The sequence below is a fragment of the Paenibacillus sp. 32352 genome (genome assembly GCF_002042965.1).
Classification (GTDB): domain Bacteria; phylum Bacillota; class Bacilli; order Paenibacillales; family NBRC-103111; genus Paenibacillus_S; species Paenibacillus_S vulneris.
The window spans coordinates 73,970-100,234 of the sequence record NZ_MZNT01000003.1 but is presented as its reverse complement, the minus strand read 5'-3'; the positions used below and the strand labels follow the sequence as shown (position 1 = coordinate 100,234).

Annotated in this window: 18 protein-coding genes and 1 riboswitch; of the genes, 5 read left to right on the top strand and 13 right to left on the bottom strand. The window is 50.1% G+C overall.

The genetic code is table 11. The annotated features are described in order from the left end of the window. Positions 1–28: 28 nt before the first annotated feature. Positions 29–5,830: a fibronectin type III domain-containing protein gene (locus tag B1728_RS36740; RefSeq protein WP_256865284.1), complete on the bottom strand. Its 5,802-nt coding sequence runs from the start codon at positions 5,828–5,830 to the stop codon at positions 29–31. A gap of 590 nt (positions 5,831–6,420) precedes the next feature. Here B1728_RS36740 and B1728_RS08175 point away from each other — a divergent pair. Next, on the top strand, positions 6,421–7,383 hold the full coding sequence (locus B1728_RS08175) for a cation diffusion facilitator family transporter (RefSeq protein WP_079909718.1): 963 nt from the start codon (positions 6,421–6,423) through the stop codon (positions 7,381–7,383). 122 nt (positions 7,384–7,505) lie between these two features. Here B1728_RS08175 and B1728_RS08170 read toward each other — a convergent pair whose 3' ends face one another. From B1728_RS08170 to B1728_RS08150, 5 genes are all read right to left on the bottom strand, one after another. Next, positions 7,506–8,636 (bottom strand): glycoside hydrolase family 88 protein, encoded by a 1,131-nt coding sequence (locus B1728_RS08170; protein ID WP_079909717.1) that lies wholly within the window; start codon positions 8,634–8,636, stop codon positions 7,506–7,508. A gap of 59 nt (positions 8,637–8,695) precedes the next feature. Continuing rightward, on the bottom strand, positions 8,696–9,748 hold the full coding sequence (locus tag B1728_RS08165; RefSeq protein WP_079909716.1) for a LacI family DNA-binding transcriptional regulator: 1,053 nt from the start codon (positions 9,746–9,748) through the stop codon (positions 8,696–8,698). A gap of 176 nt (positions 9,749–9,924) precedes the next feature. Then, positions 9,925–10,689: a succinate dehydrogenase iron-sulfur subunit gene (gene sdhB / locus B1728_RS08160; protein ID WP_079909715.1), complete on the bottom strand. Its 765-nt coding sequence runs from the start codon at positions 10,687–10,689 to the stop codon at positions 9,925–9,927. Positions 10,690–10,691: 2 nt separating this feature from the next. Further along, on the bottom strand, positions 10,692–12,449 hold the full coding sequence (gene sdhA, locus B1728_RS08155) for a succinate dehydrogenase flavoprotein subunit (protein WP_079909714.1): 1,758 nt from the start codon (positions 12,447–12,449) through the stop codon (positions 10,692–10,694). A 16-nt stretch (positions 12,450–12,465) separates the two neighbouring features. Further along, on the bottom strand, positions 12,466–13,116 hold the full coding sequence (locus tag B1728_RS08150) for a succinate dehydrogenase cytochrome b558 subunit (RefSeq protein ID WP_079909713.1): 651 nt from the start codon (positions 13,114–13,116) through the stop codon (positions 12,466–12,468). Positions 13,117–13,413: 297 nt separating this feature from the next. Between B1728_RS08150 and B1728_RS08145 the strand changes: the two genes are divergently transcribed. Then, positions 13,414–14,310, top strand: coding sequence for a LysR family transcriptional regulator (locus tag B1728_RS08145; protein ID WP_079910143.1), 897 nt, complete (start codon positions 13,414–13,416; stop codon positions 14,308–14,310). Here B1728_RS08145 and B1728_RS08140 read toward each other — a convergent pair. From B1728_RS08140 to B1728_RS08130, 3 genes are all read right to left on the bottom strand, one after another. After that, positions 14,294–15,568, bottom strand: coding sequence for a cation:proton antiporter (locus B1728_RS08140; protein WP_079909712.1), 1,275 nt, complete (start codon positions 15,566–15,568; stop codon positions 14,294–14,296). The two genes, B1728_RS08145 and B1728_RS08140, sit on opposite strands and share 17 nt — an antisense overlap. Before the next feature lie 66 nt (positions 15,569–15,634). After that, positions 15,635–16,297: a potassium channel family protein gene (locus tag B1728_RS08135; RefSeq protein WP_079909711.1), complete on the bottom strand. Its 663-nt coding sequence runs from the start codon at positions 16,295–16,297 to the stop codon at positions 15,635–15,637. A gap of 16 nt (positions 16,298–16,313) precedes the next feature. Then, a complete protein-coding gene (locus tag B1728_RS08130; RefSeq protein WP_079909710.1) occupies positions 16,314–17,666 on the bottom strand; it encodes a TrkH family potassium uptake protein in 1,353 nt (450 codons plus the stop codon). Positions 17,667–17,727: 61 nt separating this feature from the next. Further along, a riboswitch (cyclic di-AMP (ydaO/yuaA leader) is annotated at positions 17,728–17,875 on the bottom strand. Positions 17,876–18,134: 259 nt separating this feature from the next. Here B1728_RS08130 and B1728_RS08125 point away from each other — a divergent pair. Continuing rightward, on the top strand, positions 18,135–19,781 hold the full coding sequence (locus tag B1728_RS08125) for a CPBP family intramembrane glutamic endopeptidase (protein WP_079909709.1): 1,647 nt from the start codon (positions 18,135–18,137) through the stop codon (positions 19,779–19,781). Positions 19,782–19,826: 45 nt separating this feature from the next. On the opposite strand, the gene uvrC is transcribed toward B1728_RS08125, so the two are convergent. After that, entirely contained in the window at positions 19,827–21,797 is a 1,971-nt protein-coding gene (gene uvrC / locus B1728_RS08120; RefSeq protein WP_079909708.1) for an excinuclease ABC subunit UvrC, read from the bottom strand. A 183-nt stretch (positions 21,798–21,980) separates the two neighbouring features. Beyond that, the gene (gene trxA, locus B1728_RS08115; protein ID WP_079909707.1) at positions 21,981–22,298 is read right to left on the bottom strand and encodes a thioredoxin; all 318 of its coding nucleotides are present in this window, start codon (positions 22,296–22,298) and stop codon (positions 21,981–21,983) included. A 262-nt stretch (positions 22,299–22,560) separates the two neighbouring features. On the opposite strand from trxA, the gene B1728_RS35730 reads away from it, so the two are divergent. After that, positions 22,561–22,707, top strand: coding sequence for a YqzM family protein (locus B1728_RS35730; protein ID WP_144027805.1), 147 nt, complete (start codon positions 22,561–22,563; stop codon positions 22,705–22,707). Positions 22,708–22,815: 108 nt separating this feature from the next. Here the strand turns inward: B1728_RS35730 and B1728_RS08110 are convergent, their stop codons facing one another. Continuing rightward, entirely contained in the window at positions 22,816–24,219 is a 1,404-nt protein-coding gene (locus tag B1728_RS08110) for an MFS transporter (protein WP_079909706.1), read from the bottom strand. 430 nt (positions 24,220–24,649) lie between these two features. Next, entirely contained in the window at positions 24,650–25,183 is a 534-nt protein-coding gene (locus tag B1728_RS08100; protein ID WP_079909704.1) for a YbhB/YbcL family Raf kinase inhibitor-like protein, read from the bottom strand. Between the two features lie 179 nt (positions 25,184–25,362). Between B1728_RS08100 and B1728_RS08095 the strand changes: the two genes are divergently transcribed. Then, positions 25,363–26,028 (top strand): GntR family transcriptional regulator, encoded by a 666-nt coding sequence (locus B1728_RS08095; protein ID WP_079909703.1) that lies wholly within the window; start codon positions 25,363–25,365, stop codon positions 26,026–26,028. Positions 26,029–26,265: the final 237 nt, after the last annotated feature.

Below are 26,265 nucleotides of genomic sequence, written 5' to 3'. Positions count from 1 at the left end.
CGCGCCCTTCCCCTTTCCGTCCCAGCTCCTATTCGATCAAATTCGCAATATGAACGAGATCCGTAATATTAATGATTCCATCATGATTGAAGTCCATAGGCTTGACTTGCTCCCAATTTGGAGTGGAGTTCGTGAATCCGTAGTACGATGCAATCATGCCTAAATCTGCGATAGTGACGAGCAAGTCGTCATTGAGATCGCCATCAACCGGGGCGTATTTCTTCGCTTCAAACGCCGCAACCGCAGCGTACAGCTCGCTGGCTGCGCTATCAAGCTGCTGCTGTGCTGCTTCCGGGTTACTCAGCGTGGTCCTGGCTTTGTCGATAGCGGCTTTCAGCTCCGCCTTGTCCCCCGCCGGGTAATGCCCTGCATGCATGCCTTCCAATGCGGAGGCATATACCGCTTCCGCGTGCTCAATAGCCTTCTGCAGAGCGGCTGCGTCTACCCCGCCCACCTGGATGCTGATCGATGCTCCGCTTGGCTGTACAACGCCTCCGTTCTTATCTGCCAATTGGACGGACTTGGTCGATATCACCGTAGATGCAGGCTGACTTAAAGTCTTGGCCTTCCAATTCAATTGAATGACAGGGCAGTCTGCGGCAACCGCACCGGCTTGCCCCATGCTAACCGCAATCAGGCGAAGCTCTCCAGGCGTGTTCTTCTTCTCCATGACATACAGTCCGTCAACGAGGGATTCTGCTGACACGAACTCAAGAACAGCCGCATCGTATTGCAATGTAATATCCTGGGCAAATATAGCATTCGATGCACCCATATTAGCCAGCTCGAATTGAACCGCAAGCGGCTTGCCGTAATCGACTTGCCCGGAACCGCTCAGCTTCGCTATCGGCAGAGATAATGAGCTTGGGGCAGCAGCCGCTTGGTTCGAAGGACCGCTCTCACCGGCCTCGTTGCTAGCCGTAATGATATAGTAGTATGTGGTCCCGTTCTCTACATTCGAATCCGTATAGGAGGTTCCGGCCAGCGAATCGGCAATAGTGGAGTAGCTGCCGCTGCTCGACTGGCTTCGCTTGACTGAGTAGCTGACCGCACCGTTCACCGCATTCCAGCTTAAGACGATTTGCTTGTTTCCTGCTGCAGCCGTCAAGCCGGTTGGAGCAGCAGGTACTTGAGACGGCGCAGAAGTATTGCCGTTGGCACCGATGTCCGTTCCCTTAGGCGTACCGGCCCCTCTCATATCACTGTTCGCCGCCAGCTTCAGGAAGCTCCCTACGTTAGGGGAACCGTCCGCATTACGTGCAATTGCCGGGGTCAGGCTGACGAAATCGTCGTTGCTTGCAGCTAGCCCTTTGGCATTAGTGCTTTTCTTGTTCTTCCACCATACGTTCGAGCTGTCCATATCCGTTCCGGACGTTTTATCACTCGCCGTCCCCTGGTACGACAGGTTATTCGTAAAAATATGCGTTCCCGAATCAAAGGCAAAGTTGGATTCCCCATTGGCCCATGAAGTGTTGTTGGTCATTTGGATAGACCCGGGATTGCTGTTATACGTAAATCCGTGCTTTTTGTTCTGGAAGGCGATGCTATTTTGTACGATGTGATCTACTTTAATCTTCTCGCCTCCGAGCTTGAAGCCGTTGCCGTCGCTGTTCGTGGTCGTGTTCCCTTCCGACGTTTGACCATTATGATGGGAAATGCTGTTGCGGATAATAACCGGATAGGTAGCTCCCGTATCCGTCTTCGTATACAGATCCCAGCCGTCATCGGTATTATAGGCGGCGATGCAGCCGTCGAACATGTTGCCCGGACCGATCGTAAGCTTGGCGGCAAAGCCGTCCGCATCCTCCCCATTATCCGGATCAAAATTATCGTGGGAATACACATTGATGATTTCGTTGTAGCTCGGCCACTCTTCCCGGGAGGCAGTGGAGCTGTAACGGCTGATTTGTAAGCCGGTATCTTTGTTATGATGCGTCTCTACGTTCTCGATACGGTTATAATTGCCCCCGATAAAGATTCCGTTGTCACCCGCGCCTTTCACCTCCAGCCCATACACAAACCAGTAGCTGCCGAAGATTTGCAGGCCTCTCATCGTAGAGTCAAACGCTTCTGCCGAGAAGTCCATGACCGGCTTCTCCGAGCCGTAGGCAGCCAGCTTTTTCCGGGCATCCGCAGTACCGCTGTTATTGCGCTCGATAGTCACAGGTGAGGAGTAGCTGTAAGTGCCGCCGCGCATGTAGATCGTTTTTCCTGCGCCGATTTTTGTCAAAGCTGCCGTTAACGACATCGGACTTGCCATCGTTCCCGCATTGGAATCCAAACCGTCTGGAGACACGATAATGTCGCCTTCTACCGGATTAGGTGTCGTTACTTGTGCCGGAGTAGCACTTACGACAGCCGAGCTTGCGCTTTCGCCCGCTGCATTAAGAGCTGTGACCACATAATAATAGGTCGTTCCGTTCATCACAGCGGTATCCGTGTGAGTGGCAGCAACTATATTGGAAGCCAGCTCACTGAAAGGACCGGCTGCACTCGTGCTGCGCTTAACACGGTAGGAGTCTGCCCCCGAGACCGCCCCCCACGACAGCTGTACCTTCGAATCGCCTGCACTTGCGGTGAAGCCCGTTGGAGCCGCCGGTACTACCGGTGGATCCACCACAATGGCCGGCGTTGCACTCACTTGAACGGAGCCGGCCCCTTCTCCCGCTGCATTGACAGCGGTAATCACGTAGTAATAGGTCGTTCCGACCGTTACCGACGTATCCGTATAACTGAGCCCAGTCGTTGTAGCAACGGTCTGATAACCGCTTCCGTTCACCGTGCTGCGCTTGATATGATAGCTGGTCGCGCCGCTGGCGGCGTTCCATTGGAGCGCAATTTGACCGTTTTTCGTCGCAGCTGCTTTGACGCCTTCTACCGCGGCAGGGACCTCCACGCTTCCCCCACCGGTTGAATAACCCGAGGTAAACAGCCAATTTTCCTTAGCCCAATGCAGCTGGCCCGCACCCGCTCCCTCCGGCCCTGTCAGACGGGAGATCAGAGTGGACGGATCGTCTGCGGTATAGCTGTAAGGAAGCTCCGTCATCCCGCTCCATGCAAACTCCAGCGGAGGGGCCGGTACCGGAGCTAACGGACTGTCCATTGTATTGCTGTCACCTTGGAATACTTTGCCGTCCATTGAATAGATCGTATTTTTCGCTAAAATTTTGCCGGTATACTGCGTCTTCGCGGCATCCACCTGGTTGTTTCGGATCGGATAGAACACGTCGATAATATGGGAATTCTCAACGAGTACAGCTCCTCCTTCCGTAGAAATAGCCCCATTACTAGTGATGCCGAAATGATATCCTTTGGATGAAATTGCGGCCGCCTGGGCATCGGAAATCCGTTTTTTGGCCTCCCAGTTGCCTGCACTGTCCATTACGATATTGTAAGCGTGTACATTACCGCCTCTAAGACGAGGCATCCGATCCTGCATATCTTTGTAATAGTTATGGTGCAAGGTTACCTGGAGGTTGGGGTTCTTGGAATCAAATTCCGTCGCGCCTACCAGATGCTGCTTCTTTTGGCCGGCCGATACGGCGATAATATCATCGGTGCTCAGCCCTTGATCCCGTAAAAATTTGTACATCGCATAATTTGACGGGTTCTGCTCCAGATAGTTGATTTGCCGGGTAACCCAGCTGTTCTCGCTTCGGTCATCGCCTCTAAACAGTGACCAGGAAATCGTTACGCCAGACGAGCCCTGCTTGACGTCGATGCCGCCGTCATAGGATTTGTTGAAGGTGCAGTGGTCGATCCATACCTTGGAGTCGTCCTCTACCGTCATGAAATCCCAATCGTTCTTATCGTAATCGCCCTTGGAAAGCTCATCCCACTCCCACAGCTCATCGAATTCCAGGTTGCGGAAGATCAGATTGGAGCTGTGCTTGACCGTGAAGCCGGCATGCTTGATTTTGGCCCCGTTAGCCGAGAAGATCGTCATGTTATTGACGGTATCGATATAGATTTTGCTGACACCGGTCTCCAGAAGAACCGGATGCGTCTTCGGTGCGATATTAGCAACGAATAGGGAGCCTGCCGCCGTCTTGGCTTCCGCCGGAATCTCGTTCCAGCCCAGGTCCAGATCGTTCATAATCTCGACGACTTTGTATCCGTTCTTACGGTTAATGGCTTTAGCGAAATCAAGAGCGTTGTACACTTTGATGTATTTGGCATCCGTCTCCGGAATGCTGCCTCCGCCTGGATTCCCGTTTGCAAAGCCCGTTAGATTATACTGTTCCACAGGCGGCGCCTCAACCGGCGTTGCGGTTACCGCTGCAGACGGTACGCTTTCCCCATTGCTGTTTACAGCCGTCACGGTGAAATAGTAGGTCGTATGGTTCGTCAGACCCGTGTTCACGTAGCTGGTCGATGGAATGGCCGAAGCGACCGTCTCGTAGTTCAGCCCATCCGTACTGCGTTTCACATTGTAGCTCTGAGCGCCGCTGACCGGATTCCAGGATAAGGCCACTTGGCCTTGGCCCGCTGTCGCTTTTAATCCAGCTGGAGCCGACGGCGGAGGCGATTGCACCGGAATGGCCGTCGCTTCTGTCGAATTGCCGCTTTGTCCCGCTTCATTTACGGCGGCTGCGACAAAATAATAAGGCTTGTTGTTCGTCAATCCTTTGACAATATAGGCATTCGTCTCGATTCCCGCTATCTCGGTATAAGGGCCTCCGCTTATCTCAGCATATTTGATAATGTAGCTTTCCGCCCCGGAGACAGGAGTCCAGGTCAAGCTCACTTCCCCGTTCCCAGATGCCGCAGTCAGACCGGCTGGCGCAGAAGGGATTTGCGGAGCTTGCGGAGTGGCTGAAGCTTCGTTCGAAAGGCTGCTTTCGAGCCCATTCATTGCAGCGGTAACAACATAATAGTAAGTTGTGCCGTTAGTAAGCCCCTTGTCCTCGAAAGACGCAGCGCTTAAACCGGCGGCAATCTCCGTATAAGGTCCGCCGGTCATATTAGACCGCTTGACCGTGTAGGTCATCCCGTTGACCGCCGTCCATGTCAATTGGACCAGACCGTTACCGGCAGCCGCAGTGACTCCTGTCGGAGCAGAAGGCTTTGCCACTTTGGTGTACACCTGCAAATTGTCATAATACATGCTGGCCGTTTGGGAGCCGGCCGTATAGGCTTGCAGCTGCGCTGCTTCCGCGGGGGATGCCGCTTCCGTAAAGCCCCATTGTCCTGCGGAAGTATAGGCGCCTGTCGGGCTTGTTCGTACGAAGGATTCCGCTTTTTGCGCATTCGTATCTATTTCGATTTTGAAATGATACCATTTGTCCTTTTCAAAATTGGGAACAACCTTTTTATTGGAACCGCTTACGTATTGAGATACGTTAACCCCGGAATCGCTCAGGCGGAGCTCGACCAGGGCTTGACCGGCCTGGTTTTCCACTCTCATCACCCGATAGTTCGTCGCATCCGTTCCGGACTTATCCGCACGCCAGTCGAATTCCACCGTCACCAATCCGGTCGCCTTCGATGGAAACGTCCGAAGGAAGCGAGTCGTTCCCGAGCCCGAATCCAGCACATGCATCAGCTTCCCGGTCTTATCGTTATTAACCGTTCCATTAGCGATGTCACCGGCCCCGAGAATGCCTACATCGTTGGAAGCCGTTCCTGGATTGGGGCTGATCGTATACCCCGCTGCTTCCAGATCCGCCCTTCCCGAGCCCGTTTCGTAATCATCGTTGACGATTGTCGTCGCTATAAAATCTCCGTCCGCGGCAAACGAAGGATTCATCAACGCTAAGGAGCTTAACTGCAATACGTTCAAAGCCATCGCAGCACTTAACACTACGCTTAATAATCGCTTAGCTTTCATCCTCTACCCCCATAAAGTATTAATGATTTCAGAGCGATGCTGTCTTACCTGCTGTTGCTGCAAGCATGTCCTTCCGCCTCGATGGACTTTTTCAGCGGACACCCGTTCACCTCCTAGGCGCATCATTCATGCCAACGTCACTTTCCAACTAAATGCTACTACATCCCGAATAATCATTAGGTTACATATATGGAATATTTATCATGAAATGGGGGATTTAACGGAGATGCTGAACAAATGATTATCTTTTGCCCGGATTAGGAATGGTGTACAAAAAAAGAGACCCGGCCAACGGGGCCAGGTCTTGAAGTGTTTATATTAAAAAGGGGGTCTTGGTTATTATATTACACAAGAAACATGTTAAAACGATAACAGAAATATTTCAGTTATGTAACAAATAAGAAAACGCTTACTATCATATGTTATCTATAAATGAGAAAAGCTATCAAAACGATGAAAAAACTTCTCAAATCATTGATAATAGGTCTCAAATCAACGATAAACGCTCTCAATTAAAGTATTTGCCAAAATTCCGGACTTGACGTATAATCCGAACATAGCAAATATTCCATCAAGGCAGGTGAACATAGATGAAAGAGTACGATTATCATCATCTACATCATGTGAAAGAGCAATCCAAATCGAAGAAGACGCTGTGGGTTACCCTTCTGTTGACTTTGTTTTTTACGATTGTAGAAATTATCGGGGGGATCTTGTCCAACTCGCTTGCTCTCTTATCCGATTCGGCCCATATGATTTCCGACGTTCTGGCGCTGGGGCTCAGTATGGTAGCCATTTATATGGCCACTCGCCCTCCTAACGCCCGGTTTACCTTCGGCTATTTACGCTTTGAAATTATAGCATCCTTCTTGAACGGACTGGCACTCGCTATTATCGCTGTCGGAATTTTCGTCGAAGGGGTTCGCCGTTTCCTGCATCCGGAGCCAATCGATTTTAAGCTTATGCTCATTATCTCTTCCATCGGACTTGTGGTCAACGTGGTCCTGACCCTGGTATTAAGCCGCAGCATGAAGGAAGAAGAGAATTTGAACGTTCAAAGCGCGCTGTGGCACTTTATCGGCGATTTACTCAGCTCGGTCGGCGTTATCATCTCCGCCACGCTGATTTATTTTACCGGCTTGCAGTGGTTTGACCCTTTGATCAGCATGGTCATCGGCGGCATCATCTTTATCGGCGGCTGGAAAATTATCAAGGAATCGTATCTGATTCTGATGGAATCCGTTCCCGAACGGTTCAACCTTGATGAAATCCGCAGCGACATTGCAAAGGTCGAAGGCGTCGAGGATGTGCATGAAATGCATTTCTGGGCTATTTCGTTCGATCATTATTCCTTGACCGCTCACGTCTTCATCAATAATAAAGTGCAGCCCTTCTGCATTATATTGGCGATTAACGAAACTTTAAAAGAAAAATACGGGATCGAGCATTCGACCATTCAAATGGAGAATGCCCATATTCACCCGCACGGAGAATACGGCAAAGAATTTTTACGGCATCAGGAAGAAGAACAATCCAAGCTTGTTACCGTATAGTGCATTCCTCCGATATGCAAAAGCACCCTCCAACCTGTGAGAAGAGTCTTCTTACACAGGTGAGGGTGCTATTTCTTACCTCGAGCCATGAAAGGCATTGGTGATATGGCAGCGTCTTATTTTTATCTTTCGTACCAGTATCCCTTGATTCCATTCTCCAGGCGAACCAGAGCTTCCAGATAATAATAGTCGCCCCAGATCATATAATCATCCGGCGCATTGTCGCCGCGAACATGGTACGATCCATGCTCCAGGAACCCTTCGGCATCCGGTTGACCGATCGTAGCATACCCCTTAATAAGCCCTTTCAAGGAGCGTTCCAATCCTTCCTCCAGGAACTTGCGGTCGGCATCGTTCGCATCCAAATGAGACAAGAGCTCAATCAAGCCGGCAGCCGTAATGGCGGATGCGGAGCTGTCCCGGTATGTTCCCTCTTGTACCGGAACGTTGAAGTCCCAATACACCACGTCGTCTTCCGGAAGTCTTTCCAGGAAGTAACGCGCCATTCTTTTGGAGGTTTCAAGGTACAGAGGGTTCTTGGTGTAGTGATAGGACAAAGCAAAGCCGTAGATTCCCCATGCTTGTCCACGCGTCCATGTCGAGCCGTCCTGGTAGCCTTGATGAGTTCCGCCGCGAATCGCTTCGCCATTTTCCGGGTTAAAGTAAAACGTATGATAAGAGGAGTCATCGCCGCGCACTAAAAACCTGCGGGATTTATCCGCATGCTTGATAGCTACGTCTTTATATTTCTCGTCCCCGGTCTGCTCATAAGCCCAATACAGCAGCGGCAAATTCATCATGCAATCGATAATGATGCGTCCGCCGTTCTCCGGATCATCTTTGGGTCCCCAGGCTTGAATATACTGCCCCTTCTCTCTCCACCGGGTCATCAGCCAGTCGGCTGCCTCGAGAGTAAGCTGCTTGGCTGCTTCATCGCGTTCAATAATCCACTGCGCTTTCGAGGATAGAGAGTACAGGAAGCCGATATCGTGATGATCGATATGGCTTTTGGCATCCATCCGTTTGCGGAAGCTGGCAACGGTTTTCTCTGCCGCTTCTTTAAATACCGGGTCTCCGGAATATTCATAGCAGAGCCACAAAATGCCCGACCAGAATCCGTCGGTCCAGTCCGTATTGTCATTGAGCAAGTAATGACCGTCCTTGCTGACATGAGGGAATTGACCGTTATACTTCTCGATATTCGCTTTTGTTTTTTGTACTGCGTCTTCAATGGCTTGCTTCCACATGCTCATCGTGATCTCTCCTCATATTCATCATCATTGGAAAAGCTGCTGTACATCGCTAGTTCGGACTATTGTGTTGATTTTCGAAGCATAGGAGTTAATGGAATTCGGATTTCATTCCCTTCACGAGCCGGCAGCGGAGGCAGCTGCGATGCCCGAGCAAGCTTCTCTTCTTCCCCGAGCTCCGCAAGCATGAGGCGAATCGCCAGCTGAGCCTGCTGGCTGTAGGGAATATCCAGGGTCGTCAGCTGCGGGTAGCAGGAGGAAGAAATGACATCGTTGTTGATCCCGTGTATTTTGTAATCCTCCGGAACCTTCATTCCCTCCTCGAGCACGGCGGACATGAAACGAAGCGCCACCAAATCATCGAATGCCAGAATACCGACGGGCCCCCTGCCTCCGCTCATTTCCTTCGTCATACGAACAAGCTCCTGTAAAGGGCGGGTATCGCCATCAAGGACAAAGGAGGGGATATCCGGTGCCCACTGCTTAACTCCGTCATGGAAGCCCAGCAGCCTCTGCTTGTTCGTCTCATGGGCTCTTGCCCTTTCCAGATAAAATAACGAACGGCAGCCCTGCTCCACCAAATGCTTGACCGCTTTCCTGCAGCCATCGGCGAAGTCGAGATTGACCGCACCGACCGCAATGTCCTCCGGCCAATTCCAGCCGTTGAACAATACGAGCGGCGTACCGTCGCTCACGATCTGCCGCGTCGTTTCCGTCGACATGGCAAGGCCGTGGCAGAACAAGCCGTCTACCCTGCGCTGCAAAAGCACATCCAAGTGACGCTTCTCCATATCGGGGTCATAGCCCCCTGCGGAAAAGACCGACATATGATAACCGAAGCGGTGCGCCGTACGTTCCATTTCCTCTGCGAAAACCCCGTAATACCCAATGAAGCCGGGAACGATTAATCCAAGCTCATAGGACTTCTTGCGGCTTAAGCTCGCCGCCATTACATTGCGACGGTACCCAAGCTCCTCAGCGGCTTTCTCCACCTTGCGAATCGTCTCCTCCGACATGGGAACCTTCCGTCGGTTCAATACATTGGATACAGTGGCTATGGAGACACCGACTGCCTCGGCTATGTCTACAATCGTAACGGAACGGTGTTTGCTCATACCTTACTTCCTTTAATTGTTATTTAAACGTTTCAATTAAAACGTTTAAATAAATTTTATTTCATTATCGCCTGCTCGTCAATTCTTTTTTTGACTCCCTCCTTTTCCCCAAGAAAAAAGCCCTCTTGCAAGCACAGAGCTTGTGAAGAGGACTTTGGATGAATGATTCGATAAGACTACATACCAAGCCAGTTTTTGAACAATTGCTTCGTCGTATCCAGGTTCATTGCAGCAATCGAAGTCGTCAATGGAATACCTTTAGGGCAGGAGCGGACGCAGTTTTGCGAGTTACCGCAGCCTTCGATACCGCCGTCTTCCATCAAGGCTTGAAGACGCTCAGCCGCGTTCATTTCACCTGTTGGGTGAGCGTTGAACAGACGAACTTGAGAGATCGCTGCAGGACCGATAAACGTTGTTTTCTCGTTCACGTTAGGGCAAGATTCCAGACATACGCCACAGGTCATGCATTTGGACAGCTCGTATGCCCATTGACGCTTGGATTCCGCCATCCGCGGTCCCGGACCCAAATCGTACGTGCCGTCAATAGGAATCCAGGCTTTCACGCGTTTCAATGCGGAGAACATGCGCTCACGATTAATAACCAAGTCACGAACGACAGGGAAAGTACTCATTGGCGCGATACGTACCGGCTGCTCCAGCTTATCGATAAGCGCGGAACAAGCTTGGCGCGGCTTGCCATTAATGACCATGGAGCATGCTCCACATACTTCCTCCAAGCAGTTGGATTCCCAGCATACCGGCGTCGTTTTGCCGCCGTTCGCATTAACAGGGTTCCGCTGCACTTCCATCAAAGCGCTGATAACGTTCATGTTAGGGCGGTACGGAACTTCAAACTCCTCGGTATAAGGCTTGCTTTCTGGCGAATCTTGACGGGTAACGATCAATTTAACCTTTTTGTTGGTCGTATTCGTTTCTGCCATGATTAATGTCCTCCCTTCTTGTCAGTCGAGTAGTCGCGTTTACGCGGCTTGATCAACGATGTGTCTACATCCTCCCAGCTGATAGTCGGGCCGTCCGGAGTCCATGTAGCTTTCGTTGTTTTCAGGAATTCCTCGTCATTACGTTCAGGGAATTCCGGTTTGTAGTGTGCACCGCGGCTTTCGTTACGCAGCAAAGCACCCAAAGTCATCGCGTGGGACAACTCCAGCATGTTCCACAGCTGACGTGTGAACGCTAGTCCTTGGTTGTTCCAGCGAGCCGTATCCGTCATGCTGATATTGCGGTAACGCTCCTTCAATTCATTGATTTTGGCAATGGTCTCTTCCAGCTTCTTATTGTAGCGAACAACCGTCATATTGTTGGTCATCCATTCGCCAAGCTCTTTGTGAAGCACATAAGCATTTTCTTTGCCTTCCATTTTCAGCAGGCTTTCATACTTATCGGTATGCTTCTTCTTCTCACGATCAAAGATGGAAGAGGAGATATCGTCTACATGCTTGTTCAAGCCTTTGATATACTCAATAGCTTTAGGGCCTGTAACCATACCGCCGTAGATAGCGGACAACAGCGAGTTCGCACCGAGACGGTTAGCGCCATGGTATTGATACTCGCACTCACCACAGGCGAACAAGCCAGGGATGTTGGTCATTTGGTTAAAGTCAACCCACATTCCGCCCATCGAATAGTGAACGGCAGGGAAAATTTTCATAGGGATTTTACGAGGATCGTCACCCATGAACTTCTCATAGATCTCGATAATACCGCCCAGCTTAACGTCCAGCTCATGCGGATCCTTATGCGAGAGATCCAGGTAAACCATGTTCTCGCCGTTGATACCCAGCTTCATGTCTACGCAGACTGCGAAAATTTCACGTGTCGCGATATCACGAGGAACCAGGTTACCGTAAGCAGGGTATTTTTCTTCAAGGAAGTACCAAGGCTTACCGTCTTTATAGGTCCAGATCCGTCCGCCTTCACCGCGGGCCGACTCGGACATCAAGCGAAGCTTGTCATCTCCAGGAATCGCCGTTGGGTGGATTTGGATAAACTCACCGTTAGCATAGTGAACGCCTTGCTGATAAACCGCACTTGCAGCCGTCCCCGTGTTAATGACGGAGTTCGTCGTTTTACCAAAGATGATGCCAGGGCCGCCGGTTGCCAGAATAACAGCATCGGCTCCGAACGTCAGCACTTCCATGCTGCGAAGATCCTGAGCAGCTACGCCGCGGCATACGCCGTCGTCGTCAAGCACTGCGCCGAGAAATTCGAAATGCTCGTACTTCGTAACAAGACCCGCCGTCTCCCAACGACGCACTTGCTCATCCAATGCATACAGCAGCTGCTGGCCAGTGGTTGCTCCGGCAAACGCTGTACGGTGATACTGGGTTCCCCCGAAACGGCGGAAGTCAAGCAAGCCCTCCGGCGTACGGTTAAACATAACGCCCATACGGTCCATCAAGTGAATGATGCCCGGCGCAGCGTCACACATCGCTTTTACAGGCGGTTGGTTCGCGAGGAAGTCGCCGCCGTACACGGTATCGTCAAAGTGCTCCCAAGTGGAGTCGCCTTCACCTTTTGTATTCACCGCTCCGTTAATACCGCCTTGCGCACATACCGAGTGGGAACGTTTCACAGGAACCAAAGAGAACAGGCTTACGTGAACCCCGGCTTCTGCGGCTTTAATGGTAGCCATTAACCCGGCCAAACCTCCACCGACTACGATAACTTTTTGATTAGCCATTGTTGTTCACTCCTCCTTAACCTTTAGTCATCTGCGGCACGCTTTGGAATTCCGGATTAACAAACGCGCTCAGAGACATGATAAACAAGATCGACATAATTACGAATACTACCATCCAGATAACGGAGGATACCCGTTGTGCACGCGGGCCGATTGTAATACCCCAGCTAACGAGGAAAGACCACATTCCGTTGCTGAAGTGGAATACCGCGGACACAATCCCGATACAGTACAGTACGAAAAACACAGAGTTCGATGCGATGTTATGCATTTGAATTCCGATTTCTTCTTGCGGCAAGCCTAATGTGATTTGGAAGCGTGTTTGGAAAAAGTGGAACGCTACGAACAAGAACGTAATAACACCGGTTACCCTTTGCAAGAAAAACATTTGGTTACGGAAGTAACCGTAGTTGGATACGTTGTTTTTCGCCGTGTAAGCGACGTACAAGCCGTACACCGCATGGTACAACAGCGGAAGCCATATCCCTACAATTTCCAAAAGCAGTACTAAAGGTAATTCATGCAGCCAATTCACATGTTCCATGAACTTCGCCGGACCATGGGTCGCGGAGTAGTTCGTCAGCAGGTGCTCGATCAGGAAGAAGCCGACCGGGATAACACCTAGCAAGGAATGCAGCTTGCGTGAAAAATACGAATTACGAAACATTGAAATCCATTCCCCCCTCAAAAGTATGTAGTTGTTCACATCTTGACAAACCATTTTTCATTGTACTCCCGCAGGAAACAAGCGTCAACATGAATCGCTACGCCTATTTTCCATGTATCGACAAATTTTTATGCAGTCCAGCCGAAAAAATGTGAACAATACGTGACACACACCATAGTACTCCATTATCGCTTATAATGGAAGTGCCGATTTTTTATAAACTCTTATTCAGTTTTGACATATACAATGAGCTTAATCACAAAAGGGACATTTTATTTGAAAGAAGGGACTATTTTGCTGGAAAATATCGATATTTTTGCTAAGGTCGTGGAGCTGGAAAGCTTGAATAAAGCATCTCAGGTGCTCAACATTTCTCAGCCCGCCCTTTCCCGTAAAATCATGAGGCTTGAGGAGGAGCTGGGCGTGGACCTCTTTATCCGCAAAGGAAAGCGGCTTGAGATTACCCGTGCAGGCCAAATTGTCTATGAGCACGCCATTGAGCAGCGTCATCTGGAAAGGAAGCTGATGCGCTCGATCGAGGAATTCAAGACGACCGTCAAGCCCGCGAGCATCATTATAGGGGCAAGCCTGACGACACTGCAGTCTACCTTGCCTGACCTTATCACCATCTATACGAAGAACTACCCGAATACCGACATTAAAGCCGTTACCGGCAAAACGCATGAGATCGTTCCCATGGTCAAGGAGAGGAAGGTCGACATCGGTCTCGTCGCTTCCAAAATCGAGCATCCGGGCCTCAAATGCGTGCCGCTGTTCGACGATCATTTATGCCTGGTCCTGCCGCTCGGGCATCCGTTCGTAGATAAAGCTTCTATTGAAATAGGCGACCTGCATGAGCTGCCTATGATCTTATTCTCCCGGGGCACCTGGTACCGCATCCTAATGGATGAAATGTTCCATCGCTACGCGATTCAGCCGGACGTCAAAATGGAGATCGACTCCTTCGAGGCCATCATCCGCCTGGTCTCCACCTGCAAAACAGCGACGCTGCTGCCGGAATCGTATCTGCGAAGCAATCTGGTCAAGGATAATGAGCTGGTCGTGCGTTTCATCCCCGCTTTGGAGCAAATGACAAGAACGACCTCCCTGTTGTTTACAGAAGAGGTCGTCCATCATCCTTCGGCGCAGCGCTTTATTGAGAAGGCCAAGGAGTTTTTCAAACAGCCGGTTTAGGATTGGATTGCAGCCGGTCCCCGGCCGTCTCCTTTTTCTCCTCGATACCGAGCCTTTTGGCGACATAGGCGGTCGTCCCTGCCTGCAGCAATATAGTCAGAAGAACCGCAAGAAAGGTCACGGAAGCAATGACGTCGGCATGCTGCACCCCAAGCCCTGCAACCATGCCTGACAACGCCGCCGGTATGACGCCCGTTTCGCGGACCCAGAACATAAAGACGATTTCGTTCCAGCTCCATTGAGCCCTCCGGTCAGGCAGCGTACAGATCAGCACCGCAAGGGGTCTGGCAATCAGCATGAATACGGCAATGACGCCCAGACTTGGCCACAAGTGGGCCCAGATCACCTGGAAATTGACCTGGCTGCCGAGCAGGATAAAGATCAGCATCCTCATAATGACCGTCATATTATCGCTAAAATGCCCCATTTCATGAAGCTTGTCGTTCATGTCGAGCTTGAATACATCCGTATTCCCCCATACAAGTCCTGCCGTAAAGGTCGCCATAAATCCGCTGACATGAAGCGTATCCCCGATCCAGTAGGAGCCTATAGCGGTTACAACCAGAGCGATAGTCGCATAATCGCGGAACCAGCCCAGCTTCAAATGAGCCGTCACGAAGGCTAACGCCATGCCAATGACACCCCCGACCAGGATACCGCCTGCAGCCGTAAACACAAATTCCTTAATGCTCGCGGCAATAGAGAATGAATGGCTTCCAGTAACGACAGCCAGCACCGTGAAGGTGAGAATGGAGCCTGTCGCATCGTTGAAGGCCGATTCACTCTCGACGGTCTCACGGACCTTCGTACGGATTGTCACCTGCTTGAACACGGGGATAAGCGTAGCCGGGTCCGTGGACGAAATGATGGCTCCGAGCAATACGGCATACAGAAGCGGAATGCCCAGCAGCCAATGAGCCGCCATAGCAACGACTCCGCAGGTTATCAACACGCCCGGCACGCTCAATAGCGCGACGGAAAGCCATACCTTCTTCAGGCCGGACAGCCGGATGTTACGCCCTCCATCGAACAAAATGAGCACGGAGCCGATAGTCAAGATGAATTGATTGGTCAGTGAGCTGCTGGTCTCTGAGACCCAGTGCAGTCCCTGCCCTACAATCATGCCCGCGATCAGGAATAAAGCGACATCAGGCAGCTTCAATTTGCCGGCCAAGCGTCCGAAAACCATCCCCAGACCAAGAATGAGCACCAATAATAGCAAGATATGATGGACTATTTCCGAAACGTCGTTGGCCATGCTCTTTTGTCACTCCATTGTCCCAGATGTGCAGCGTCTCTATTTCTTGTGACGGCTGATTATTTGCTAACGGATTACTTCGCTCTCAAACAAATCAATCTGCTCGTTCGTTCCTATGATGACCATAATGTCCTGTTCATCCAGCGTATCTACAGCGGTCGGAGCAATAATGACGCCGTGCTTCTTATTGATAGCGACGACACTGCACCCGTATTTGGCTCGAGGGTCCAGCTCCTTGAGCGTCCGGCCGGATAAGCGCTTAGGTACCGACAGCTCTGCGATGGTATAATCTTTGGACAGCTCGATATAATCGAGCAGGTTCGGTGAAACCAGCTGATGCGCTACGCGAATCCCCATATCCCTCTCCGGGAAGATCACTCGGTCAACGCCGATCTTGTTCAGCACCTTCCCGTGAAGCTCGGAGAGCGCCTTCGTGACCACCATCTTGACACCAAGGTCCTTGAGCAGGATCGCTGTCAAAATGCTTGCCTGAATATCATCCCCGATGGAGACGACCGCACAATCAAAATTACGCATGCCTAGCGACTTCAACACATCTTCATCCGTAGAATCCGCGACGACGACATGCGTCAAGACATCGCTCATCTCCTCTACGGCTTCCTCATCCTTATCGATGCCCAAAACCTCGTATCCGAGATCCACCAGCTCCCTGGCCAAACTCGATCCGAATCTCCCCAGCCCAATCACTGCATACTGACTACGTTTCATTGTCTTAACTTTTCCCCTATCCGATGGTTATTTTCCCTTCCGGGTATCTGTATAATTCTTTTTCCGTTTTTGGCCCAAGCGCATATGCCAGCGTCAAAGGACCGAGACGGCCTGCAAACATCATCAGGCAAATCAATATTTTGCCGACATCGGTCAAATCCGTCGTCATTCCCATCGTCAAGCCAACCGTGCCGAAGGCGGAGGTCACCTCGAACAAAATCATCAGGAATGGATGGTTTTCCGTCGTGGACAAAATCATCGCAACGAAGATGACCATAAACAAGGCGATCATCGTAAGCGTAATAGCTTTCAAAATACGGTCCTTACCCAAACGGTAATGAAACAGGACAATGTCTTCCTTCCCCCGGACCATAGCTATCATGGCGCCAATCAGCGTCGTGAAGGTGGTCGTCTTGATCCCGCCCCCGGTGGAGCCAGGAGAGGCGCCTATAAACATCAGGATGATCATGAAAAACTGCGTCGCCTGGCGCAGGCTTCCCAAATCTACCGTATTGGCTCCCGCCGTGCGCGGAGTTACCGATTGGAAGAAGGCTGCCCAGATCTTGCCTCCCCACGTCAGTGAGCCTAAGGTTTTGGCATTCGTAAATTCAAATATAAAGATGACGAGTGCACCAATAAGAATAAGCAAGCTTGTCGCGCTCAAGACCACCTTGGAATGCAGCGACAGCCGCCGGTGGTTCCTGTAGTCCATCACGTCCGACATGACTACAAACCCAAGACCTCCCAGAATGATAAGCCCCATTGAAACGATATTGACGACGGGGTCATTGACATATGAGGTAAGACTCGTGAACGGACCATAGACCGATCCGAACAGGTCAAAGCCGGCATTGTTGAAGAAGGAGATCGCATGCCAGAAGCCAAAATAAATCCCTTTGGCCGGTCCCAGCTCCAACGACCATCGAATCGAGAAAATCACTGCCGCAGCGAGTTCAATTGTGAGTGAGTATCGAATGACCCGGCGGATCAACCTGACGATCCCTTCCATGCTTCCCTGATTCATCGCTTCCTGCAGGATTAACCGTTCTTTCAAGGAAATTCGCTTTTTTAGCGCAAAAGCAAACAGGGTCGCCATCGTCATAAAGCCCAGACCGCCGACCTGGATCAGCAAGATGATGACAATTTGCCCGAATTTCGAAAAAAACGTTCCCGTATCCACAACGACGAGCCCTGTCACACAGGTGGCCGATGTCGCGGTAAACAACGCATCCAGAAAGCGCAAGGGCTTGCCTGTAGCCGAGGCGACCGGGAGGGACAGGAGCATGGCTCCGGCAAGAATAATCAATGCAAAGCCGATAACTAATATTTGCGGCGGTGTGAGTTGAATTTTTTTGGTTACGGGCTTCATCGTTCACCTCAATTTCGGTTTTCAGGCAATAAAAAAGACACTGGAAACCCAATGCCTATACAGGTTCCTGCAACAAAGCCTACGAGGTTAGCTGACGGATTCGGACGCACAGGTACCCTATCAATTCCATCTCGCGAAATGGAATCGAATTCACCCCTTATTACTCATGGTTCCCCCGTTTTCAAAAAGAAATTCGGCTTTTTATTCAATTGATATGAATTATAATGTGCTTTGCTTGTAATCACAAAGTCGCTTTTACTCGAAAACGGGTAATATTCGGATTATTAGAATACTTAGTATGAAGCTGATAGAGCCGGCGCTTCGCTTTTCAACGATTTTCCCCTTCTTGCTCTGAATTTCATTGGATTTTGGCCGGGCATGTGTGCTAAGTTTAATGAATACAATGACATATCCTCACCATTTTATAAGCATAATGTAAGCTTCTAATTCTAAGTAAGGAGACATGGCATGGTAAAACGTCAAACCGACTTCCCTCTTCTCATTTTGGCACTTTTTGGAATTATTTTGTATGTATCGATTGCCGCCATCTCTTCCTGGCTCCAGGATGAATCGGTTGAGCAAGTACAGGAGGCCTCCCTCCCAACGGTTACGAAGCAGCAGGCAGCAGAGGCGGCCGTCCGGTTCGTTCAGGAGCGCTTCGGGCTCTCGGCCGATTATCGTACCGGCACCTTGTTTCAGTCTCATTCCGATCGAAGCGGCTATCTGCAAAAAGCGGAGCTGCTCGATGAATATGTCAAGCGCTTTGCCGCCTATCCTATCGATTATTTTGAGGTGGAAATTAACGACAATTCGAACCTTGCTACCTATTACGTAGAGGTTAACTTTACCAACTTAAATATAATAGGCTGGAACGCGTACTACGCTCCCTCGAGCAAAAAGCAGACTGTTGCCTCATTGGGAGACTCATTGGCGATAGCGGAGCAAGCATTGAAGGACCAGGGCTACACGCTATCCGATTTCACGAGAAGCCATCCGGTAACCGAGCCGGAACCGCCTGTAACGAACGGTCGCGGTACGCCTTACCTGTTCGAAAGTAAAGACAAACAAATAGGAGAAGCCAAGCTTAGGTTAAGCTTGTCGGTAGACGGCGGAAAGGTCACGGCCTTCCATACGGCGTTTTCCATACCTGAGTCCTTTGCCGAATGGAAGGAACAGCAGAATGACAATGCTTCCTTGATGACCCGGATTAGTCTCGGAGCTTCTCTCATCATGGCGGCTGCGGCTGTATTCCTTATGATTCGATACCGCAAAGAATGGACCTTTCGGCGCGGGATCTTTTTAACCTTCATTTTTGTTGCCATCTATATCTTCAACAATTTCAACATGCTTCCGGCATTCCGGACCATGCATTCCAATGGGCCTTCCGATTGGGGCGCTATGTTTAACCTTTGGTTTATTAATATTGTTACTGCCATCATGGCTGTCAGCGTCTATTTTTCGTTTCAGGCGGGACGTCAGCTGTGGCAGAGGCAGGGCTGGATTACCTGGCCTGTTTGGAGGGACGAATCCTTTGGGGGGGATATCCGCAGCTCAATGATTCGGGGGTATTTGCTCTGCATTTTCATCCTGGCCGTGCAGCAAACGTTATTTTTCATAGCGGGCGAATATTTTGATGTCTGGTCTGTGAACGACCCCGCCGATTCCGTCCTGAACATGTCATGGCCCGCAGCTTTTCCTCTGATGGCATGGGCGGCAGCGATATCCGAGGAAGCCATCTACCGGCTGTTCGGCATCGCCTTCTTCATGAAGCTCGTACGCAACCGGTTCCTCGCAGTGCTGCTGCCGAGCATGATTTGGGCGCTCAGTCATACGCAGTACCCTATCTACCCGGTCTATACGCGTTTTATTGAGGTAACGATCATCGGAATCATTTTTGGCTATGCCTTTTTGAAATACGGCTTGATGACCGTACTCTTCGCTCACGCAACGATGGACAGCATCCTGATGGGCTTGTCGCTATTGGACTTGAAGGGCACGCCGTTTCTCATCACCGGCATCTTCTATATCCTCTTCCCCGGGCTGGTGGGCCTGGCCGTCGCTTGGCTCCATGCCAAAGCAAAGAGGAACCCTCCGACCCTCCGTACGAGTCATTAGATTCCTCCCGGTTATAATGTCAAAAAGCTGGAAGCTTCCGCCAACCTATTCGATGGCGTTGGCTTCCTGCTGATTTTCTTCACCGCTCTCATCTTCTTGAAGCGTCTCTTCCGTTTCGCCGTTCAGCGACCGCAAAATTTGCGAAGCCAGCTTTTCCCCGATTCCAAGAGGCCGGAAATCCTCAATGCCGGCTTCTTTTATTTTTTTAAGAGAGCCGAAGTGCTTCAATAGCGCCTTGCGCCGTTTCTCGCCGATGCCTGGAATGGAATCCAGAGTCGATACGACCATCGACTTCGTGCGCGTCTCCCGATGGAAGGTGATCGCAAAGCGGTGGACCTCATCTTGAATCCGCTGGAGCAAATAAAATTCCTGGCTGTCCCTGGGAAGCGGAACGACCTCAGGGGGATCTCCCGTCATCAGCTCCGCCGTTTTATGCTTGGCATCCTTAACAAGGCCGCAGACCGGGATATAGAGTCCCAGCTCATTTTCAAGCACATCGACGGCCGCTGAAATCTGCCCTTTGCCGCCGTCCACGACGATAAGATCCGGCATTGGCAGGTTTTCTTTAAGTACCCGTTCGTATCTCCGGCGAATAACCTCACGCATCGTTTCGTAGTCGTCCGGCCCTTGCACCGTGCGAATCTTGTATTTGCGGTATTCCTTGCGGTCCGGCTTGCCGTCCGTAAACACGACCATGGCCGATACGGGATCGGAGCCCTGGATGTTGGAGTTATCGAAGGCCTCGATACGGTGAATCATCCCGGTACCGAGCCATTCGCCCAAATTTTCCACCGCTTTGACCGTACGCTGTTCGTCTCTCTCAATAAGCCGGAATTTCTCCTCCAGCCCGACGCGGGCGTTATCGCACGCCATATGAACCATATTTTTTTTCAAGCCGCGTCGCGGGATATGGACCTTCACCTTAAGCCAGCTCTCCAGCGCTTCCTTGACGTCAGTCTTCATTTCTTCGGCGAGCCCCGCAGGTTCCTCTTCGCTTGCGGATTCCGGAGCTTCGGCAACCGCTGCGCCCGCTTCCTGCTCTTGCTCCGGCTCCGCAGGCAAGAAGACCTCCCTCGGCAGGGCGGGGTTATCACTGTAATACTGCGTGACGAAGGAAACGAAATCCTCGTATTCCTCGCCGTAATACGGGAACATCGAGGCGCGCCGCTCGATCAGCTTCCCTTGGCGCATGTACAGGATTTGGACGCACATCCAGCCCTTATCCACCGCGTAGCCGAATACATCCCGGTCCACAATATCGTGGGTTGTGATCTTCTGCTTCTCCATGACCGCGTCGATATGAACAATATGATCGCGCAGCTCCTTGGCCCGTTCGAAATTAAGTTCCTCCGCCGCCTCATGCATTTTGCGGGTCAAATCCTGCTTAATTTCATCGTGCCCCCCGTTCAAGAACCGGGTAATCTCCTGCACCATCCGGTCATATTCTTCCTGAGCGACCTCGTACTCGCACGGGGCAACGCATTGCCCCAGATGGTAATACAGACAGACGCGCTCCGGCAGCGTCTTGCATTTGCGGAGCGGATACAGCCGGTCTAACAGCTTCTTCGTCTGCTGTGCAGCAAAGGCATTCGGGTAAGGGCCGAAATATTTGCCCTTGTCCTTATACACCTTGCGGGTCACCTCGAGCCGCGGATGCTTCTCATTCGTTATCTTGATGTACGGGAACGACTTGTCATCCTTAAGCAGCACGTTATAGCGGGGATAATACTGCTTGATCAGGTTACACTCAAGTATTAATGCCTCTACGTTGCTGGCCGTTACTATATATTCAAAGTCGGCGATCTCATTGACCAGAGCCTGCGTCTTGGCGCTGTGGCTTCCCGTAAAATAGGAGCGGACCCGGTTGCGCAGCACCTTGGCCTTACCGACATAAATCACCTTGTCGTCTTTATTCTTCATCAAGTAACAGCCTGGCTTCTCCGGCAGCAGAGCCAGCTTGTTACGGATCGCTTCATTTCGCCGCTTGCGTTCCTGTTCCTCCTCGTGCATCGTCATTGCGACCTATCTCCTTTCTCACAACCATCCCATGAACATGACGTTGCTTCTTTCTTAGGCATAAGCAATCCTCCAAGGATGCGGTGGAAGCCTGCTTGGCATTGTCTTATGCAACAAAAAAAGCTCTTTTCCAGCATAGCAGAAAAAGAGCTTTTTCTCATTAACAGTTTTCGTTAGAAAACATTATTGATTGCGGGTTACAACGTTTTTCAAAGCGTCCTTCGATTGGAAGCCTACCACTTTATCAACCGGTTGTCCGTCTTTGAACACGATCAATGTAGGGATGCTCATAACTCCAAAACGGGATGCGGACTCAGGATTGTCATCCACGTTCACTTTAGCGATTTTCACGCTGTCCCCCAATTCTTGATCAAGCTCTTCCAATACAGGAGCGATCATTTTGCAAGGTCCGCACCAAGGCGCCCAGAAATCAACAAGAACCGTACCGGATCCTTCAACTTCATTCTTGAAGGATTGGTCCGTAACATTAACGATAGCCATCGTATGTCTTCTCCTTCCACCGGATAAAATAAAATGTTGTCAACAAGTAAAGTATACCACAATACCCCCTATTTTCAACCGCCGCCCGACTCGTCCATCTGTTGCCATCCATGAGCGGCTTTACCCTGTACTCATTTTGAAAAACGTCGCATAATTGTCACTTTCCCCTGCTTTACAATTATCTTCGTATTTGGGTATACTATTCGTAATTAGGACTATGCACAAGACTTTCCTACGGAAATTCTTAAGGAGGAAATCAATAATGAGCGATCCAAAGCATCCTGAACTTCATGTGATGGAAGAACCAACCAACGACTTTTTGGACGTTGCAATCGGCTTCGGCGTATTCTTCGGTGTTCTTCTGCTGATTGCTGTAGTCGCAACCGTTGTTCAGGTTATGACTCGCTAATAGGTTATCAAAGGTCTGTCCAGCTGACACAAGCGGGGCAGGCTTTTTTATTTTGCAAGAACGGCTGGCGAATGCAAATCAATGACGAACCTTATATCACCAATGTCACTAAGTAAAGGATTTGCTGTCCATTACTCTGTCCTTAGCCATTTTAGCTGCACGCCCAAATTGTACATAATACAATGCAACCATCATAACGACCAGAATAGCCAGTACCAGAAAAATGTCGCTATATACGAATGTAGTGCTGTTTTGAGGTATCGGATTGAAGTGAACGGTCGAAGTGCCGAAATCCAGTACCTTGCCGATGGCAGCGGTAGATGCAGCCGAAGAAATAAAAGTGATCATGGAGAACAATCCCATTCCTACTCCTATATGCTCTTTGGGCAGCGCTCGTGAAACGGTGTTCGACATCGCAATTTGCATGAACGATTGACCAAGGACACCGAAAATGAGAAAGATCGCAATAAAGACTGGCGACATGCCTACGACGGAAGACAAACAAACGAAACCGATAATAAGAAGTGCTGCTGCTGTATACACAAGAAACGGATTTCCCTTTTCATCAGCTAACTTGCCGCCTCGCCGACCCAAAATCGCTGCCATTATGGCTGACGGTAACATAACCATTCCAATGAAAACCGGTGACAAATGGTTTACAGAAGAAAGCAGCTGAGGTGTGACGAATGGAATAGCAAAGCTAATCCCGATCATGACGAAAGTAATAATCAGACCGAATGAAAACGGTTTGTTTCGAAAAATAGCCGGGTCTATAAACGGCGCTGTGGCAAAGTGTATACGTAATAAGAAAAGAATGAAAGAAATAGCACCCGCTGCAGCAACCCAAATATTTTCTTGAGTTAATGCCAGTAGTAGAAGGGCTACTGTGCCCGCCAAAAGTGATCCGCCAATAAAATCCATTTTGCTGGCGACTCCCTTTTCATCCTCTAAATATTTCCGATACATCGGCAGCGTAAACAGCGATAAAAGCGAAATCACAAATAAAACCCGCCAGTTCCACGTACTGCTCACCACCCCGGCAATGATTGGACCGAGTGCCAAACCTAGTGCATATCCGATTGCGACGGTACCCAGTGCACGACCGCGCCTTTCAGGTGAAAAGTAACGGACTGGCACGATCATTGTAACCGCTGGAATGACCGCTGCACCCGCTGCCTGCACAATTCGTCCCACAATGACCATCCAATATTGAGTAGCGACGAGACCTACAACAGACCCCATAGCAAAAAATAGCAGACCAAATGTCAGCAAATTCTTCAAGCTGTATCTGTCTGTCAATTTTCCGTAAGTTACCGAGCCAATTGCATATACAATCATATAGCCCGTAATGATCCAGCTCCCTTGTGACGGCGAGAGCTGAAACTGATTATTGATAATCGGAAGTGCAACATTAAACATGGTTGCATTCATGACGGAGATAATGAGCGTAAAGACAAGAATACCAAGTAACAACTCTCCTGCATTCTTTTGAATACTATGATTGGTTTGCATTGGAATGCCTCTTTTCTATAGGACAAAACAGCCCTGCTGAAGCAGCGCTTCTGTTTTTCCTTTGATTGACAAATTTATCACGCTGTGAAACTGGAAGCATTTCTTTGCCGCAACGGCAAAGAAATGCTTCCAAAGTTCCGGCGGGTTATTTCAGGGTAATTTGAAATTGATTTTGATTTTGTTTTTGATTTTGCTCCCACAGCCGCAAATGATCGTATGCTTCAAAATTTTAATTGGCTGCTGGCACATGGGGCACACACTTTGATGAATCGGATCGTTCAGTTTCACTGCTTCCTCCGTACTTGACGTTGTTTCGCTTGGAGCATTGGGGATTCCCGCTCCGTTGCTGTATGTAGGCATCAACACAAGCACGCATACCACAACCAATTTTTATTCATGTCATTGTCTCCTATGACCCCAATATCTTGGGTTACTTGACTTCTCCTGTTGCCACGAGAACGGCTCTTCCCAGCGTATGGCTCTGCATGGTGAATCCTAAGAGAGCCGGCGTGGAGTTAGAGTCGACGCCGACATTCTCAACATCCAGCGCATGAACGACAAAATAATACCGATGGGTACCGTGTCCCGCTGGAGGCGCCGCACCGATAAACCGTTCGAGCCGCAAATCGTTCGGCAGCTGCAAGGCGCCTTGCGGTAAGCCGCTGCCTTGCTCGTCGCCTGCGCCGGTTGGCAGTTCGGTGACGCTGGCAGGGATGTTGATGACGGCCCAGTGCCAGAGGCCCGATCCGGTCGGTGCGTCCGGGTCATACGCGGTGACGGCAAAACTCTTCGTCCCTTCGGGCGCACCCGACCATTTCAAATGGGGCGAAAGATCTTGTCCGCCCTCCACTCCTGACATCGCCGAATATTGCTGAGGCGATAAAGGAAGGCCCTCCGCAATGTCGTTGCTCGTCACCTGAAAAACGGCGACTTCCGGAAATTTGGCAAATGGGTTGTTACTCACTGTAAAATTACCTCCTTTTTTTTAAATACAATTCGATTATATTCACAAGAATCGATTCTGTAAATACAAATCGATTAATTATTTAATTATCGAATTTCACTCTTGTTTTTTTATAGATTTCGGTGTAAATTATTTAAACGTGTATAATCTCGATGTGCATGAAGGATGGTGTCGGCTTAATGGCCAAAAGAAACGGTTCGTCCACTTTAAGCGAAAATGTCACGAAGAAGCTGCAGTCCGATATTCTGACCGGACAATATGAACCGGGCTCTCCATTAACCGTTTCAGAATTAGCCAAGGGCTTCGCTGTCTCGGTTGCAGTCGTTCGAGAAGCACTAACCCGGTTGGCGACCCAAGGCCTCGTCCTGCAAAACCCGAATCATGGATTTTCAGTGAAAACGGTGTCAGAAGAAGAACTGAAAAGCATCATAGAGGCGCGGTTGATCAATGAATCCGCAGCATTACGCCTGTCTATCGCCCATGGCGATCTCACATGGGAATCCGGTGTAATCGCCGTTCACCACAAATTATCGCAAACGCCAGAGTACAAGGAAGTGAATCAAAAGCTTGCCGTTAGCGAAGAATGGTCTGATCTCCACCGTCAATTTCATTACGAACTCATCGCGGCATGTCCAAATCCGGTTCTTCTGGATATTTGCAGACGCCTCTGGGAATTAAGCGAATTTTATCGGCATTGTTCGGTCCCGCAGCAGTCCGTTCGTGATGGCCGCGCCGAACATAAGGCGTTAACAGATGCCGTTCTTAACCGCGACAGCGATCTTGCCGTCGAGATCTTTAAAGCTCATATCCAACTCACCGCGGAAATCGTCCTTGACAACCGATAAACGGTTATGCCTACAAATCGCCGCCTAACCCAAATCCGTTGTAGACAAATATAAAATAACCCCACAAAGTGGGGCCTTGGCCTCGAAGCTGATTCAGGTATAAAAATTCTATACTATAAAAAAAGAAGCAGCTGCTCTAGGGCAACTGCTTCTTTTTTTATATTAGCGCAGGATCGACAGATCTGATCCATGACTTCATTTTCTCCGAACAACCAATCGGCAGCTTACGCCGACATG

Coding starts and splice junctions, on each gene's coding strand:
- sdhB (WP_079909715.1), bottom strand. CDS start 10,689: ATGGCAGAAACGAATACGACCAACAAAAAGGTTAAATTGATCGTTACC.
- B1728_RS35730 (WP_144027805.1), top strand. CDS start 22,561: ATGAGCGATCCAAAGCATCCTGAACTTCATGTGATGGAAGAACCAACC.
- trxA (WP_079909707.1), bottom strand. CDS start 22,298: ATGGCTATCGTTAATGTTACGGACCAATCCTTCAAGAATGAAGTTGAA.
- B1728_RS08150 (WP_079909713.1), bottom strand. CDS start 13,116: ATGTTTCGTAATTCGTATTTTTCACGCAAGCTGCATTCCTTGCTAGGT.
- B1728_RS08110 (WP_079909706.1), bottom strand. CDS start 24,219: ATGCAAACCAATCATAGTATTCAAAAGAATGCAGGAGAGTTGTTACTT.
- B1728_RS08095 (WP_079909703.1), top strand. CDS start 25,363: ATGGCCAAAAGAAACGGTTCGTCCACTTTAAGCGAAAATGTCACGAAG.
- B1728_RS08175 (WP_079909718.1), top strand. CDS start 6,421: ATGAAAGAGTACGATTATCATCATCTACATCATGTGAAAGAGCAATCC.
- uvrC (WP_079909708.1), bottom strand. CDS start 21,797: ATGACGATGCACGAGGAGGAACAGGAACGCAAGCGGCGAAATGAAGCG.
- sdhA (WP_079909714.1), bottom strand. CDS start 12,449: ATGGCTAATCAAAAAGTTATCGTAGTCGGTGGAGGTTTGGCCGGGTTA.
- B1728_RS36740 (WP_256865284.1), bottom strand. CDS start 5,830: ATGAAAGCTAAGCGATTATTAAGCGTAGTGTTAAGTGCTGCGATGGCT.
- B1728_RS08170 (WP_079909717.1), bottom strand. CDS start 8,636: ATGAGCATGTGGAAGCAAGCCATTGAAGACGCAGTACAAAAAACAAAA.
- B1728_RS08135 (WP_079909711.1), bottom strand. CDS start 16,297: ATGAAACGTAGTCAGTATGCAGTGATTGGGCTGGGGAGATTCGGATCG.
- B1728_RS08130 (WP_079909710.1), bottom strand. CDS start 17,666: ATGAAGCCCGTAACCAAAAAAATTCAACTCACACCGCCGCAAATATTA.
- B1728_RS08125 (WP_079909709.1), top strand. CDS start 18,135: ATGGTAAAACGTCAAACCGACTTCCCTCTTCTCATTTTGGCACTTTTT.
- B1728_RS08165 (WP_079909716.1), bottom strand. CDS start 9,748: ATGAGCAAACACCGTTCCGTTACGATTGTAGACATAGCCGAGGCAGTC.
- B1728_RS08140 (WP_079909712.1), bottom strand. CDS start 15,568: ATGGCCAACGACGTTTCGGAAATAGTCCATCATATCTTGCTATTATTG.